Raw genomic sequence first — 14,679 nt, 5'->3', positions numbered from 1 at the left:
GGGCGACGGGCCGTCCGCGCGCTCAGCGGCCGAGGGTGGCCACGGCCTTGTCGATCATCGGCAGGTACCGATCGATCACCCACGGAACGGTGAGCGGGTTGATGATCGACGACGCGGTGACGAACGAGTTGTCGTCGCTGGACACGACACCGCCGCGCTTGACCGCCGGGATCGCGGCGTACAGCTTCTGCGCCTCGATCTCCTTGCGGGTCTTGTCGTCGGTGTAGAAGGTGAAGATCAGATCGCTGTTCGCGAGCTTCGGCGCGTTCTCCAGGCCGATCAGGGCGGAGGCGGTGCCCTTGGTCTCCTCGAAGGAGCTCACCACCGGGTCGACCGTGAGTCCCAGTGACGAGACCATGTCGACCCGCTGTTCCCCCGGCAGGAACACGCCGAGCGTGCCGGGGCCGGCGGTGTAGATGTAGGAGAAGGTCACGTCCTTGTACTGCGGGCGCGACGCGGCCGCGTCGGCGAGCTGCCGATTGATCTGCGCGATCAGCGTGTCGCCGTCGGCGGGCCGGCCCAGCGCCTTGGCGATGGTCTGGATCTGCTCGTCCCACTTCGTCGTCCACGGCTCGCCCGGGTAGGCGACGGTGGGCGCGATGTCCTTGAGGATGTCGTACTGCTCCTTGGTGATGCCGGACCAGGGGGCCAGGATCACGTCCGGGTGGAGTTCGACGATCGTGTCGAAGTCGATGTCCTCGCCGCCGTCGAACTGCTTCGGCAGCGTGCCGCCGGCCTTGGTCACCGCCTCATGGATCCACGGCAGGTAGCCGGTCTTGTCGCTGCCCCACGCGTAGCTCTCGATGCCCACCGGTGTGTGACCCAGCGCGATCGCGGTCTCGGCCGAGCCCTGTCCGAGGGTGACGATCCGTTCCGGCTTCTGGTTGATCGTCGCCTGGCCGAGCGCGCTGTCGATCGTGACAGGGAAGGCGGCGCCCGCGGCTTTCGCCGGTTCGGGGGTGGGCTTCTCATCGGTCGACGAGCAGGCGCCGAGGGCGAGGACGGCCACGGCGGCGATCGTCGAGACGGTGAGCGCGTGGCGGCGCACACGGGTGAACGAGAACGGCATCGAAGTTCCTTGTGTTCTGCGAACTGCGCGGGTCGTGTTTTCCCCCGCGGGGGAGGCGGAGATATGCGCCCCCGGAATGAGCCCAGGCGGGAAACCGTGCAGGTCGCCACCAGAGGTGCGCACTTAGGTGAGGCTAACCTAACCAATATGGCGATCGCAATCTACCTATCGCTGACCGGGCTATTGCCTGGCGCCCGTTTCGCCGCGTGCGGCTTCGGTCCGCCGCGCGCAGAGACCGGGAAGGTACGCGAACGCATGGTTTTTCATGACCAGCCACGGACTGTGGCCAAGCGAAGGCGTCGAACGGGCCCTGCCAGATTGGGTTCGTCGGGCCGGGCGCGAGCGAAGGACGGCGTCCGGAACGCCATCCAGACGAAAGTCGTGCCGATGTCCGCGGGTCCCGACTCGACGACACAGGGCCATGAGCACATCGACCTGCGGCGGTTCAGCATCCGGGATATCCCAACGATCGCGGGCCGGTACGCCGCCGGATACACAGGCATCCATAGGCATCGACAGGCATACATAGGAGGAAGAAGTGGCGGCGCGGAGTATTCGATCTGCCGGCGTGCACGCGGCGGCGGCTCTGCTGTCGGTGACGCTGCTCGCCGGCTGCGGCGGCAACACGACCACCGCAGTGGAGCGTGAAGGCGCGGGTGCCCCCAAACCGGCGGCGACTCCCACGAGCACCGATGCCGAGTACGCCGGCGCGTGTCCGACGGGAGGCAACGCCAAGCGGTTCGCGAAGACCCGCTTCGCGCTGCACGCGGGTCTCGCGCTGGGCGCTTTTCATCGCTACATCTACAAGCCCCTGCGCGCCGGCGGCTTCCAGACCGGGGCGGAGAAGCGGAAACGCACGTTCGTCAAGGCGGCGGTGGCCGGTGCTTTCGCCCTTCATCAGCTGAAGGTCGCCAAGGGGTTCGCCGTGGCCAATCCGACGCTGTGCAAGTCCGTCGAGGGGGTCACCGGCCACTTCACCCACCTCACGGACAAGCTGAAGAGCGGCACCGCCACATCGGCGGACCTCGACGCCAGCAAGAGCTCCATGGACGCCCTCCAGGGTCACGCCGGGCAGACGGGCTACCCGTTCAAGGAGCAGAACGTCAGCATCCCCGGCGCCGCCTGACCGGCCCAGGGGACGCGGCCGCTCGCGGCCGGCCACCATGGCCGGATCGATGAGACGGGAGAGCAGAAGAGCTCCTGGGTGACATGCCCAGGGGCTCTTCTGCCACTTCGCTGAAACCACCGGACGCGAAGCGGATTCGCGGACGGCGGCCCGAACCCGTGGCGTGAGAGGTGGATCAATGAATGTGGATGTGGTCCTGCCCTGCCTGGACGAGGCCGGAGCGCTGCCCTGGGTGATCGGCCGCCTCCCGCCGGGGTTCCGCGCCATCGTGGTGGACAACGGCTCGTCCGACGGGTCGGCGGAGATCGCCCGCTCACTCGGGGCCGTCGTTGTGGCGGAACCCCGGCGCGGCTTCGGCGCGGCCTGCCGCCGGGGCCTGATCGCGGCCACCACGGACGTGGTGTGCTTCTGTGACTGCGACGCCACCCTGGACCCCCGGCAGCTCCCTCGGGTGGCCGGGCCGGTCCTCCAGGGAGACGCGGATCTGGTGCTCGGGCGCCGACGGCCCGTCGCCAGGGGCGCGTGGCCGCTGCCCGCGCGGCTCGCCAACCGTGAACTCGCCCGGCTCGTACGGCGCCGCACCGGCGTGCGCGTACACGATCTCGGGCCGATGCGGGCGGCCCGGCGCGCGGAGCTTCTCGCGCTGAACCTGGCCGACCGGCGGTCCGGGTACTCGCTGGAGATGCTGGTGCGCGCCGCCGACGCCGGCTGGCGGGTGAGTGAGACCGACGTGGACTACCGTCCGCGCATCGGCCGCTCGAAGGTCACCGGGACCGCGCGCGGTTACTGGCAGGCCGTGCGCGACATGCGTAAGGTGCTCGCCCGGTGAGGGCAGGGGGCGGGCGCGGCATGCGCATGACCTTGCTGGTCATCGCGAAGGAACCGTTGCCCGGCCGGGTCAAGACCCGGCTGGTGCCGCCGTACACCTTCGAGCAGGCCGCTCAGCTGGCCGAGGCGGCGTTGTCCGACACGCTCGCGGTGGTGCTCACGGTTCCCGCGTGCCGCCGTGTCCTGATTCTGGAGGGACGGCCCGGGCCGTGGCTGCCGGACGGCTTCGACGTGATCCCGCAGAGTGGTGGCACGCTCGACGAGCGGCTCGCCTCGGCGTTCGCCGCGGTTCGGGGGCCGGCGCTGCTGATCGGCATGGATACCCCGCAGGTGGCACCGGAACTGCTCGCGGTCGAATGGGACGGCGTCGACGCGTGGTTCGGGCCCGCCGCGGACGGCGGGTTCTGGGCGCTCGGCCTGCGCGTGCCGGATCCGGATCTCGTGCGCGGCGTTCCCGTCTCCACGCCGGACACCGGCGCCGCGCAGCTCCTGAGGTTGCGCGCGGCCGGACTTCGGGTGGCCGTGCTGCCGCTCCTGCGGGACGTCGACACCGCCGAGGACGCCGCCGCGGTGGCCGCCCTCGCGCCGGGTACCCGTTTCGCCGCCTGCCTGGCCCGGATCGCCGCAGGGCAGGGCGATCGCCCGTGAGCTTCGGAGCGGAGGCGGGATCGCCGCTCGCACGAGGTCCGTACGTCTGGGAGACGGGCGCGCGCGTCGCCCGCCGCTTCGCCGCGGTGGCGGGGCTCGCGGCGATCGCGGTGTTCCTGTGGACCGCCGCGCGCCGCCTGGACTATCCGTACGCGCTCGAGTGGCTGGAGGGCAACTCCCTGGTCGAGGTGTGGCGGCTCCGCGCCGGGCTGCCGCTGTACTCCGCCCCGACCGTCGACTATGTGCCGGACGGTTATCCGCCGCTGTACTTCGTCATCTCGGCGGGGCCCGCCGCTCTCCTGGGAGTGTCCTACCTGCCGCTCCGGCTGGTGTCGTCGCTCGCGTCGGTGGCCTGCTTCGTGGTGCTCGCCCGGCTTGTCCAGCGGGAGACCGGCGATCTCGCCGCCGGAGTCGCGGCGGCGGGGTTGTTCGCCGCGACCTACTTCGCGGCCGGCGCGTGGTTCGATCTCGCCCGGGTGGACTCGCTGTTCCTCGCCTTCAGTCTGGCGGGGCTGTACGGCGCCCGTTGGATGCGCCGGACGCGCGGCGCGGTGGTGTCGGGGGCGCTGCTCGCCGCGGCGTTTCTCACCAAGCAGACCGCGCTCGCCGAGGTGGTGGCGGTCACCGCGGTGCTGCTCTGTGGCCCCGCCCGCCGCCTGGCGGTGATCATGTCGGGGACGTTCGCGGGCGCGGTCGCGCTGGTCACGCTCATCTGGGGTACGGCAAGCCGGGGCTGGTATGTGTTCTACGTCTTCGAACTGCTCGGTCAGCATCCCTGGGAGCGGGGAGCGTGGGCCGGGTTCTGGACCTGGTACCTGTTTCCGATCATGGGGGTCGCCCTCGGAGCGGCGCTGCTCGCGGTGGGGAGGGTCACCCCGGTCGTCGGCGCGGGCTGCCTCGCCCTGATGGCGGAGGGCTATGCGGGCCTGCTGCACACGGGCGGTGCGGTCAACACCATGCTCCCCGCGTTCGCGGCGGTGGCGCTGCTCGCCGGCGTCGCGATGGGCGGTCCCCGTCCGGGGTGGCGCCGCGCCGTGGCCGGTGCGCTGGTCCTGCTGCAGATCGTCTTCCTGGCCGCGACGACGTTCGCCCCGGTCCGGATGGTCCCCACCGCCGCGGACCGGCGCGTGGGCGACGCGCTGGTCGCGTGGGTGCGGGGGTTCGGGGGCCGGGTGGCGGTCTTCTCCGATCCCGGTCTCGGCATCGCGGCCGGGCTGCCGCCGGTGGCCCACCGGGGGGCCGTCTACGACGTCCTGCGCGGCACGAGCGCCGCCGCCAAGGCGTCGCTGCGCCGGTCCATCGCGCGGGCGATTGACGAACGGCGGTTCGCGGCGATCGTCGTCGAGCAGCCTGAGGACCTCAAAGGTTTCCCGGTCGGCCTGGCCCGGGCCTACCGCCGCTGCCCCGGAACGCTGCTCGCGGGCGTTCCGCGACAGGTGTTCCGTCCGGTGACCGTGCCCCGAGTACGGCCGGCCGAGCTGTGGCTCCCCGTCGGCGGCGCGTCCTGCGCGGAGGCCTTCCACCGGCTCGCGGTGGACCTGACCCGGTACGCCGGAGCGTAATCGCGTCGATACAATATGCGAAGGGGGTATGTCTGGACATTTCCAGTGGACCGGTGTTCGTGCGCGAACACCGGCGGGCGCCGACGCGGGGGTGGTGATCCGGTGCCAGATCAGCCAGGCAATGAGCACGGACGCAAGGGCGGCGAGTCCGTGTGGCGGAGGGGTGGCGCGTGGTTGGGATCGCATCCACCGCCCGGGCCGTTCCGGCCGGACTTCTGGCGCAGTCCGCTGCGCGGTTCCTGGTTGACCTCGGTGTTCGGTCTAGTCCTGCTGTTCGGCATCCCGATCATCGCGATCACCGGCCTGCTGTCGTACGCCGCGTACAACCCGTGGCTGCCCGGCAACGACACGACACCGGAGAGCGGCCTGCTCGGGTTCTATTTCTTCGACTGGCCGACCTGGCCCGCGTGGCTGTACCGGGTCACGCAGGGAGCCCACGTCATCCTCGGGCTGACGCTCATCCCCGTGCTGCTGGCCAAGCTGTGGTCGGTCATCCCCAAACTGTTCACGTGGCCGCCGGCCCGCTCTTTGGCCATGGCCGTCGAACGCGCCAGCCTGCTGCTGCTCGTCGGCGGCGCGGTGTTCGAGTTCGTGACCGGAGTGCTCAACATCCAGCTCTTCTACACCGTGTTCCCGTTCTCCTTCTATCCGGCGCACCTGTACGGCGCGTGGATCTTCATCGCGGCATTCGCCGTCCACGTCGCGCTCAAGCTGCCGCGGATGGTCAGCGCACTGCGGTCACGGAGCCTGCGCCGCGAACTCCGCACCGGCCTGGACGGCACAAGGCCGGAGCCGCCCGACCCCGACGGCCTGGTGGCCACCCGTCCCGCGGAGCCCAGCCTCTCCCGGCGCGGTCTGCTCGGCTTCGTCGGCGGCGGCTCCCTGCTGATCTTCGGTCTGTCCGTGGGGCAGACACTGGACGGGCCGCTGCGCCGCACCGCCCTGCTCGCCCCGCATGGACGCATGTACGGTCTGGGGCCGAACGACTTCCAGGTGAACAAGTCCGCGTCCGCCATGGGTGTCAACCCGATGAGCACCGGTCTCGGCTGGCGGCTGGAACTGGCCGGGACCGACCTGCGGCTGTCACGCGCGGAACTGCTGGCGCTGCCGCAGTACACCTACGCGCTGCCCATCGCGTGCGTGGAGGGCTGGTCGACCCAGCAGACCTGGACCGGCCCGCGCCTCGCCGACCTCGCCCGGCTCGCGGGGGCGGTCCCGGGCCGCGTCGAGGTCTACGTGGAGTCGCTGGAACGCGGCGGCGCGTTCTCCGAGGCGTCGCTGAGCGCCCGGCAGGTGGCCGACCACCGCTCCCTGCTGGCGTTGCGGGTCAACGGTGCGGATCTCTCCCTCGACCACGGCTATCCAGCCCGGATCATCGTCCCGAACGCGCCCGGCGTGCACAACACCAAGTGGGTGCGCAGGCTCACCTTCCGGCCTCCGAGCGGGTGACGGCGATGGTCTCCCGGGTGCGTTCCCTGCGGCAGTGGGCCGTCGGCCGTTACGGCGCCGACCCGCTGCACCTGCTCGCGCTGCTCGCCTGCTTCGCGCTGGCCGGCTACGCCGCGAGCCGCGTCGTCGTGGCCGGCATCTGGGTGGGCTTCGTCGTGTGGTTCGTCGGTGCGGCGATCATCCATGACCTTGTGCTCTATCCTCTGTACGCCGTCGCCGACATCGCCGTGCGGTGGCGACCCTGGCGTCGTGTGCGGCCGTCGGCCGTGCTCTCCCACCCGCCGCCGTGGATCAACTACCTGCGCGTTCCCCTCGCCCTGTCGGCGCTCTTGCTGCTTGTCTGGTTCCCGCTGATCCTCCGCCTGTCCCAGGACGGGTACCGGAGGTCGGTGGCGCTGGACACGACCCCCTTCCTGGGACGGTGGCTCCTGGTGACCGGCCTGCTCTTCGCCGGATCGGCGCTGGCCTACGCCGTCAGGCTGCGCCGACGGGCGCCGGGGGAGGGGAGCGGCCCCGGCTCACGACCGGACGACCCACCCGGCCCCGGACAGGGGTGACCGGCCGTCCGACACGCAAACCAACCGGACGAGGTGCCTGTGTGAGCACGCGAGCGATCAGCGACTACGCCTTGCTGTCGGACTGCCGGTCAGCGGCCCTGGTCTCGTCGGACGGCTCGGTCGACTGGCTGTGCTCTCCCCGCTTCGACAGCCCGGCGATCTTCGCCCGGTTGCTGGACGAGAACGCCGGACACTGGTCCGTCGGCCCGGCCTGCCCGGCTGAGATCACCCGCAGGTACCTGGACGACACCCTCGTGGTCGAGACGACCTTCCGCACCGCGACCGGGACCGCGGTGCTCCGCGACACGCTCGCCCTCGGCCGCCGGGAACGCGGGCACGCGCTCGGCGTGGCCTCGCCGAGCGCCCTCCTCCGTGAGGTGTCCTGCGTCGAGGGGCAGGTGCCGATCACCGTGGACTTCGCCCCCCGGCCCGAGTTCGGGCTCATCCGGCCTCTGATGGAACCGGTGCGCGGCGGGCTGGTGGCGCGAGGAGGAGCGCAGGTGCTGACCCTGTCGTGCCCGGTCGAACTGCACGTGCGCGACGCCACCGCGCGGGCCACGGTCACCCTGCGCGCCGGACAGCGGCTCGGCCTCGCCCTGCGCACCGGGCCGGTCTGGGAGCCGGCCCCGCCGTGCTGGCGCCCCGGGCGCGTCCACCGCCGGATCGGGGACACGGCGCGGGGCTGGCGCTCCTGGTCCCGTGAGCACGCGCGCTACCAGGGCCCTTGGCGGGAACTGGTCGGGCACAGCGGGCGGGTGTTGCGCGCGCTGACCTTCGCTCCCACCGGCGCCATCGTCGCCGCGGCGACCACCTCGCTGCCCGAGTGCGTCGGCGGCGAGCGGAACTGGGACTACCGCTACACCTGGGTACGGGATGCCAGCCTCACCCTTCAGGCGCTCGCCACCGCCGCGTGCGAGAAGGAGGAGACCGCGTTCTTCTCCTTCCTCGCCGGTGCCGCGGCCGGTCTGCTCGACCGCGACACCGACCTGCCGATCATGTACGGCGTGGGCGGAGAACGCGATCTGAGTGAGAGGACCCTGCCGCACCTGACCGGGTGGCGCGGCAGCGCCCCGGTGCGGATCGGCAACGACGCCTGGCGGCAGCGTCAGCTCGACGTCTACGGCGAACTGCTCGACGCGGCCTACGAGCTTTCCCCCAGCCGGTTCGACCCGCTCACGCGCTCTTTCCTGCTCGGCGCGGCCGAATCGGCCGCGCGCCGCTGGCAGGAACCCGACCAGGGCATGTGGGAGATCCGCGGCCCGAGCCGGCATTTCCTGCATTCGAAACTCATGTGCTGGGTCGCCCTGGACCGGGCCGTCGCCCTGGCCCCGGTTCTCGGCGCCACCGACAGGGTGCCCTTCTGGGAAGACACGCGCGAGCGGATCCGGGCGGCGATCCTCACCCGGGGCTGGAACGAGGACGTGGGCGCGTTCACCCAGGTACTCGACGGGACGGATCTGGACGCGTCGGCGCTGATGCTCCCGCTGGTGGGGTTCCTGTCCGGCGACGATCCGCGGGTGCGGTCGACTGTGGAAGCCGTCGCGACGCGGCTGGCGGACCGGCGTGGGCTGGTGCTCCGCTACCGTACCCGCGACGGGCTCACCGGCCCCGAGGGGACGTTTCTGCTGTGCACCTTCTGGCTCGCCCACGCGCTGGCTCTCACCGGGCAGACCGGACGCGGCGAACGGGTGTTCCGTACCGCGGCCTCGTACGCCAACGACGTCGGCTTGCTGGCCGAGGAGGTGGACCAGGTCACCGGGGAACCGATCGGGAACTTCCCCCAGGCGTTCAGCCACATCGGCCTGATCAACGCCGCCCGGGCGATCGGCGCCGGCGGCCGGCCGCCGTGCCCGTGACGGGCGGTTCAGCCGAGTGGCGCGGTGGCGAACTCCCTCATCCCGGCCGCGAAGCCGACGCGGGCGCGGAATCCGAGCTCCGCCGCCGCCCGGTCCGGCGAGGCGACGATGTGCCGCACGTCGCCCAGCCGGTACTCACCGGTGATCACGGGTTCGGGGCCGCCGCGTTCCGCGGCGAGCGCGGCCGCCAGCTCCCCGACGGTGTGCGGTTCTCCGCTGGCGATGTTGTACGCGGCCAACGCGCCGGGCGCCCCGGCGTCGAGCGCGACGGTGTTCGCGCGGGCGACATCACGCACGTGGACGAAGTCACGCAACTGCCCGCCGTCCTCGAACACCGCCGGCGCCCGCCTCGCCTCCAGCGCGGATCGGAAGATCGCGGCCACTCCGGAGTACGGAGTGTCCCTGGGCATCCGCGGACCGTACACATTGTGGTAGCGCAGCGCGACCGCCGTGCCGCCGGTCTCACGTGCCCAGTTCGCGGCCAGGTGCTCCTGGGAGACCTTGGTGGTCGCGTAGACACCGCGCGGGTCCAGGGGCGCGTCCTCGCCGATGGCGGCCGGGGTCAGCGCGGCGCCGCAGCGCGGACAGCGTGGATCGAAGAACCCGGCCGCCAGATCCCGTACGGCGCGGGGTCCCGGCCGCACCCTGCCGTGCGCGGCGCAGTCATAGGCGCCCTCGCCGTAGACGACCATCGACGAGGCGAGGACCAGCCGCGCGACGCGGCGCCGCGCCATCGCGGCCAGCAGCGCGGCGGTGCCGTACGTGTTCACGGAGACGTAGGAGGGCATGTCCGCGATGTCCACGCCGAGCCCGACCTTGGCCGCCAGATGCACGACCGCGTCCACGCCGTCCGTCGCGCGGTCCAGCGCGTCCGCGTCCCGGATGTCCGCGCCGTCGCGCACGTCGAAGCCGGACGTGTCATGACCGGCCTCGACAAGGATCTCGGCGACGTGGCTTCCGATGAAGCCGGCCGCTCCGGTGACCAGAATTCTCACTCGCCGAGAGTAACCGGCCGCCCACTCCCGCGCCCGCTTCACGATCCCGCGTACGTGGCGCGACCGCCCGGCGAGGTCTCGCGGCGTTCGGCTGAGCGCCTCCGTCGAGCTGCCGCCGCACGAGGTGGACAATCTGTACAGCGTAACCGCGCGACCGCTCGACAAACATGGCAGATCGAATAGCGACTTTCGGGTTTCTTGCGCAGCTCCTTTCGCATGCGTTCCCATATGCGAAGTCCGCCCGTTTTGCGGGGGAAGGCACCCAGTCATTGGAGGAGATCGTGAGCATCCAGCAGACCCTCACCGACCAGGAACGCCTGGCCGAACTCAACCTCGACGAGCTGCAGCAGCTCGTGGGCCTGGTTTCCTACGACGACTCCACCGACCCCTTCCCGGTGACCGGATGGGACGCCATCGAATGGGTGGTGGGCAACGCCACGCAGTCGGCGCACTACTTCCAGTCCGCCCTGGGCATGGAGCTGGTGGCGTACTCCGGCCCGGTGACCGGCAACCGCGACCACCACGCGTACGTGCTCAGGAGCGGGGCCATCCGGTTCGTCATCAAGGGCGGGGTCGCCCCGGACAGCCCGCTGCACGACCACCACCGCGCGCACGGGGACGGGGTCATCGACATCGCGCTCGAGGTGCCCGACGTGGACCGCTGCGTCGAGCACGCCCGCGCTCAGGGCGCGACCGTGATCGAGGAGCCGCACGACGTCACCGACGAGCACGGCACGATCCGGATCGCGGCCATCGCCACCTACGGCGAGACCCGCCACAGCCTGGTGGACCGTTCGCGCTATGACGGCCCGTACCGGCCCGGCTATGTGGAGCGGACCTCCTCCTACGTCAAGCGCGCGGGCGCGCCGAAGCGGCTCTTCCAGGCGCTCGACCACGTCGTGGGCAACGTCGAGCTGGGCCGCATGGACGAGTGGGTGGACTTCTACCGCCGCGTGATGGGCTTCACCAACATGGCCGAGTTCATCGGCGACGACATCGCCACCGAGTACTCGGCCCTGATGTCGAAGGTCGTGGCCAACGGCAACCACCGGGTGAAGTTCCCGCTGAACGAGCCGGCCATCGCCAAGAAGAAGAGCCAGATCGACGAGTACCTGGAGTTCTACCGGGGGCCGGGCGCCCAGCACCTCGCCCTGGCCACCAACGACATCCTGCACACGGTCGACCTCCTGAGGGAGGAGGGCGTCGAGTTCCTCGACACCCCGGACTCCTACTACGAGGACCCGGAGCTGCGGGCCCGCATCGGCGAGGTACGCGTCCCGGTCGAGGAGCTGCAGAAGCGCGGCATCCTCGTGGACCGCGACGAGGACGGCTACCTCCTGCAGATCTTCACCAAGCCGATCGGCGACCGTCCCACGGTCTTCTTCGAGTTCATCGAGCGGCACGGCTCCCTCGGCTTCGGCAAGGGCAACTTCAAGGCGCTGTTCGAGGCGCTGGAGCGTGAGCAGGACCGGCGCGGCAACCTCTAGCGATCCGGGTCGTCACGCCCGAGGGCGTGACGGCCGCCCGGCCGCGGTGCGCCGATCACCACCAGACCCTCTACCGAAGCAGGAACAGGATATGAAGCATCTGCTCGCCCGGTTCGAGAACCGGGCACCGGAGATCGTTTTCGAGTGGCAAGATCCCGAGACCCCGGCCAGGGGATGGGTGGTGATCAACTCGCTCAGGGGAGGCGCCGCGGGCGGCGGAACCCGCATGCGCCCCGGGCTCGACCGCGACGAGGTCGTGTCGCTGGCCAAGACGATGGAGATCAAGTTCACCGTCTCCGGGCCCCGGATCGGCGGGGCCAAGTCCGGCATCGACTTCGACCCGCGCGACCCCCGTAAGAACGACGTGCTGCGCCGCTGGTACAAGGCGGTCACCCCGCTGCTGAAGACGTACTACGGCACCGGCGGCGACCTCAACGTGGACGAGGTGCGCGAGGTCGTGCCCATCACGGAGAGCCACGGCCTGTGGCACCCGCAGGAGGGCGTGGTCCGGGGCCACTACGACGCCACCGACCGGGAGCTCGTGCGGCGGGTCGGACGGCTCCGCCTCGGCGTGGGCAAGGTCGTGGAGGACGCCCACTACACCCCCGCCCCCGCCGGGCGCTCCGGCGGCTACGCGATCGCCGACCTCATCACCGGGTGGGGCGTGGCCGAGTCGGTGCGGCACTACTACGCCGTCTACGGCGGCGACATCGCGGGCAAGCGCGTCATCGTCCAGGGCTGGGGCAACGTCGGCGCCGCGGCCGCCTACTACGCGGCCCAGGCCGGCGCGCGGGTGGTCGGCGTGATCGACCGCAACGGCGGGATCCTCAACCCCGCCGGGTACGGCCTCGACGAGGTGCGCGAGCTGTTCCTCGCCAAGGACGGCAACACCCTGAGCGCCCCCGGCATGATGCCGCACGAGGCGATCGACGCCGCCGTCTGGGACGCCGGCGCGGAGGTCTTCCTGCCCTGCGCGGCGTCCCGGCTCGTCACCCGCGAGCAGGTGGACCGCATGGCGGCGCGCGGCCTGGAGGTGATCGCGTGCGGCGCCAACGTGCCGTTCGCCGACACCGAGATCTTCTACGGCCCGACGTACGAGCACGCCGACAAGAGCGTCGCGGTCGTGCCCGACTTCATCGCCAACAGCGGCATGGCCCGCACCTTCGCCCTCCTGATGCGGGAGGGTGTGGACGTCTCCGACGAGGCGATCTTCTCCGACGTGTCGGCCACCATCGAGTCGGCGATCAGGAAGTGCCACGAGCGCTCGCCGGAGCCCACCGGGGTGGCGAGCACCGCGTTCGAGATCGCCCTCGAACAGCTCACCTGACCCTCCCCACACGTACGCGCGGGAGCGCGGTGGCGATCGCCACCGCGCTCCCGTCTTTTGCAAGTTCGGCTACCTGCGGTCCAAGCTGCTGACCTTCCGGCTGGACGGTCGCCGAGGGCGGCCCCAGGGGGCCCGTGAGGCGACGTCCGCCTGACTCGATCATGACGATGCTGTCAGGTGGAAGGTAAAAAATTATCTGTCCTATTTATTGCTGTATGTCGGATTAGGTAGCTTTAGGGCGATGTCGCGGTAGGTGACGCCAACGTCGTCGTTACCGTGCCGCGACCTCATACCAGGACCGCGCGTGACCGGTGGGACCCCCACCGGGACGGCGCGCGGCCGCCGAGTCCGCCACGCGCGGAGCCGGGGACCCACTCCCGGGGTGAATCGACACGCCGAGCGGCGTGCCGTAGGGCACCTCCCAGCCCGAACCCGTCAGCTAACCCGGTAGGCGGTGTGGAAGGAAGGAGGACCCTTCATGCCCGAGCATCGGTCTACCCCTCGTCCGAAGCCCCCAGGCCGGACCTGTCACGGCACGCGCGGCGCCCTCGCCTGACGCGCTGCCGGTAGGCGCCGCCTGACGGCCCCGAGGACCCCCATCCTCGCGCCCGGTCTTCAGGCTCGCCTCGTCGACCTCGCCTTTCCGCGCCGCTCTCGCACTTTCACCCCCCGGGCTCCCGCCTGCCCGAACCCCGGACGCTCTTACCGTTCCGGCGGGTCGCGCAGGCAGTCGGCGGTCATCGGCTCACGGTGACCCGGACCCCGCCACGGGTCGCGAAGAGCGGGCGCGACGGCACCCGTGTGCCCCCGCACACCACCGATCCCACTCCCCAGGCAGTTCCCTCGATTGCCCCCCGTAGGAGAAACCTGATGTCTCTTCGTCGTAACCTTCGCATCGCGTCCGCCGCCGGACTGCTGGCCGCCGTCTCCACGTCGGCCGCCCTGGTCCTGTCCGGCCCGGCGCACGCCACACCGGACCGTCCCGTCCCCGCCGCGGCCGAGGAGAAGGCCGCCGTCGCCCCGTTCATCTACGGAGAGGACATCTCCAACCACGAGCCCGACCACGACTGGAGCGCCAGCCCCGCGCAGTTCGGCATCGTCAAGGCCACCGAGGGCCTGACCTTCCGCGACGGCACCTTCGCCCGGAACTGGCGGCAGATCGGCGAGAAGGGCATCGTGCGCGGCGCCTACCACTTCGCGCACCCCAGCAACGACCCGATCGCCGAGGCGAAGCACTTCCTCTCCGTGGTGAACGCGCAGCCCGGCAAGCAGGGCGACCTGCTCGTGCTCGACCTGGAGGCGACCGACGGCATGTCCGTCGCGCACGTCAACAAATGGGCCAAGACCTGGCTCGCGTACGTGAAGGCGAAGACGGGCGCCACGCCGCTGATCTACAGCGGGTGGAACTTCGCCGACACCTACGGCCGTGGCCTGGCCGAGTACCCGCTCTGGGTCGCCCACTACAGCAAGGCGAAGGGCACCGTGACCCCGCCCGCCGACTGGAAGAGCTGGGCCATCCACCAGTACACCGAGGACCCCATCGACGAGAACGTCTCGGCGCTGAGCGTCGACCAGCTGCGCGCCCTGGGCCGCCCCGCCGCCAAGGCGTAGGGGGTCGTCGCAACACTGTGATCAGTTACCGGCGGTGAGAAACATAGCGAGACGCTCGGCTGGGGGTATCCCAGCCGAGCGTCTCTTGTCTGGCGCCGCCCGGGAGCGCCCCGAGCATGCGGTAACGGAAGGTGTTGCCTGCGAGCGGGAGAGGGTTGACCCGG

The 14,679-nt window shown here is 71.0% G+C and carries 12 protein-coding genes and 1 riboswitch; of the genes, 10 read left to right on the top strand and 2 right to left on the bottom strand.

Annotated elements, in window-relative coordinates:
* Positions 1 to 22 precede the first annotated feature (22 nt).
* Complete coding sequence (locus ACQP1V_RS24420) at positions 23 to 1,069, bottom strand: iron-siderophore ABC transporter substrate-binding protein (protein WP_433412048.1); 1,047 nt, start codon at positions 1,067 to 1,069, stop codon at positions 23 to 25.
* A gap of 538 nt (positions 1,070 to 1,607) precedes the next feature.
* Here ACQP1V_RS24420 and ACQP1V_RS24415 point away from each other — a divergent pair.
* From ACQP1V_RS24415 to ACQP1V_RS24385, 7 genes are all read left to right on the top strand, one after another.
* Positions 1,608 to 2,195, top strand: coding sequence for a hypothetical protein (locus tag ACQP1V_RS24415; protein ID WP_433412046.1), 588 nt, complete (start codon positions 1,608 to 1,610; stop codon positions 2,193 to 2,195).
* A gap of 178 nt (positions 2,196 to 2,373) precedes the next feature.
* The gene (locus ACQP1V_RS24410) at positions 2,374 to 3,024 is read left to right on the top strand and encodes a glycosyltransferase family 2 protein (protein WP_433412044.1); all 651 of its coding nucleotides are present in this window, start codon (positions 2,374 to 2,376) and stop codon (positions 3,022 to 3,024) included.
* On the top strand, positions 3,021 to 3,671 hold the full coding sequence (locus ACQP1V_RS24405) for a TIGR04282 family arsenosugar biosynthesis glycosyltransferase (protein ID WP_433412042.1): 651 nt from the start codon (positions 3,021 to 3,023) through the stop codon (positions 3,669 to 3,671). Before ACQP1V_RS24410 ends, ACQP1V_RS24405 begins: the two co-directional genes overlap by 4 nt.
* Positions 3,668 to 5,233 (top strand): ArnT family glycosyltransferase, encoded by a 1,566-nt coding sequence (locus tag ACQP1V_RS24400; protein WP_433412040.1) that lies wholly within the window; start codon positions 3,668 to 3,670, stop codon positions 5,231 to 5,233. Before ACQP1V_RS24405 ends, ACQP1V_RS24400 begins: the two co-directional genes overlap by 4 nt.
* A 174-nt stretch (positions 5,234 to 5,407) precedes the next feature.
* Complete coding sequence (locus tag ACQP1V_RS24395) at positions 5,408 to 6,682, top strand: molybdopterin-dependent oxidoreductase (protein WP_433412038.1); 1,275 nt, start codon at positions 5,408 to 5,410, stop codon at positions 6,680 to 6,682.
* A gap of 17 nt (positions 6,683 to 6,699) precedes the next feature.
* A complete protein-coding gene (locus ACQP1V_RS24390; RefSeq protein WP_433412036.1) occupies positions 6,700 to 7,239 on the top strand; it encodes a hypothetical protein in 540 nt (179 codons plus the stop codon).
* Between the two features lie 41 nt (positions 7,240 to 7,280).
* A complete protein-coding gene (locus tag ACQP1V_RS24385) occupies positions 7,281 to 9,095 on the top strand; it encodes a glycoside hydrolase family 15 protein (RefSeq protein WP_433412034.1) in 1,815 nt (604 codons plus the stop codon).
* An 8-nt stretch (positions 9,096 to 9,103) separates the two neighbouring features.
* Here the strand turns inward: ACQP1V_RS24385 and ACQP1V_RS24380 are convergent, their stop codons facing one another.
* A complete protein-coding gene (locus tag ACQP1V_RS24380) occupies positions 9,104 to 10,090 on the bottom strand; it encodes an NAD-dependent epimerase/dehydratase family protein (RefSeq protein ID WP_433412032.1) in 987 nt (328 codons plus the stop codon).
* 281 nt (positions 10,091 to 10,371) lie between these two features.
* Between ACQP1V_RS24380 and hppD the strand changes: the two genes are divergently transcribed.
* The 3 genes from hppD to ACQP1V_RS24365 all read left to right on the top strand — a co-directional run bounded on the left by hppD (position 10,372) and on the right by ACQP1V_RS24365 (position 14,515).
* Positions 10,372 to 11,577: a 4-hydroxyphenylpyruvate dioxygenase gene (gene hppD / locus ACQP1V_RS24375; RefSeq protein WP_433412030.1), complete on the top strand. Its 1,206-nt coding sequence runs from the start codon at positions 10,372 to 10,374 to the stop codon at positions 11,575 to 11,577.
* Between the two features lie 91 nt (positions 11,578 to 11,668).
* On the top strand, positions 11,669 to 12,904 hold the full coding sequence (locus tag ACQP1V_RS24370; RefSeq protein ID WP_433412028.1) for a Glu/Leu/Phe/Val dehydrogenase dimerization domain-containing protein: 1,236 nt from the start codon (positions 11,669 to 11,671) through the stop codon (positions 12,902 to 12,904).
* Between the two features lie 330 nt (positions 12,905 to 13,234).
* Positions 13,235 to 13,373, top strand: a riboswitch (cyclic di-AMP (ydaO/yuaA leader).
* A 401-nt stretch (positions 13,374 to 13,774) separates the two neighbouring features.
* Positions 13,775 to 14,515, top strand: a complete 741-nt coding sequence (locus ACQP1V_RS24365) for a glycoside hydrolase family 25 protein (RefSeq protein ID WP_433412026.1) — start codon at positions 13,775 to 13,777, stop codon at positions 14,513 to 14,515.
* The last annotated feature ends 164 nt before the right edge of the window (positions 14,516 to 14,679 follow it).

The sequence above is a fragment of the Microtetraspora malaysiensis genome (assembly GCF_050947145.1).
In the GTDB taxonomy this organism is placed as follows: Bacteria; Actinomycetota; Actinomycetes; order Streptosporangiales; family Streptosporangiaceae; genus Microtetraspora_A; species Microtetraspora_A malaysiensis.
The sequence above is the reverse complement of the archived record's forward strand: the minus strand, read 5'-3'. Positions and strand labels throughout refer to the sequence as shown.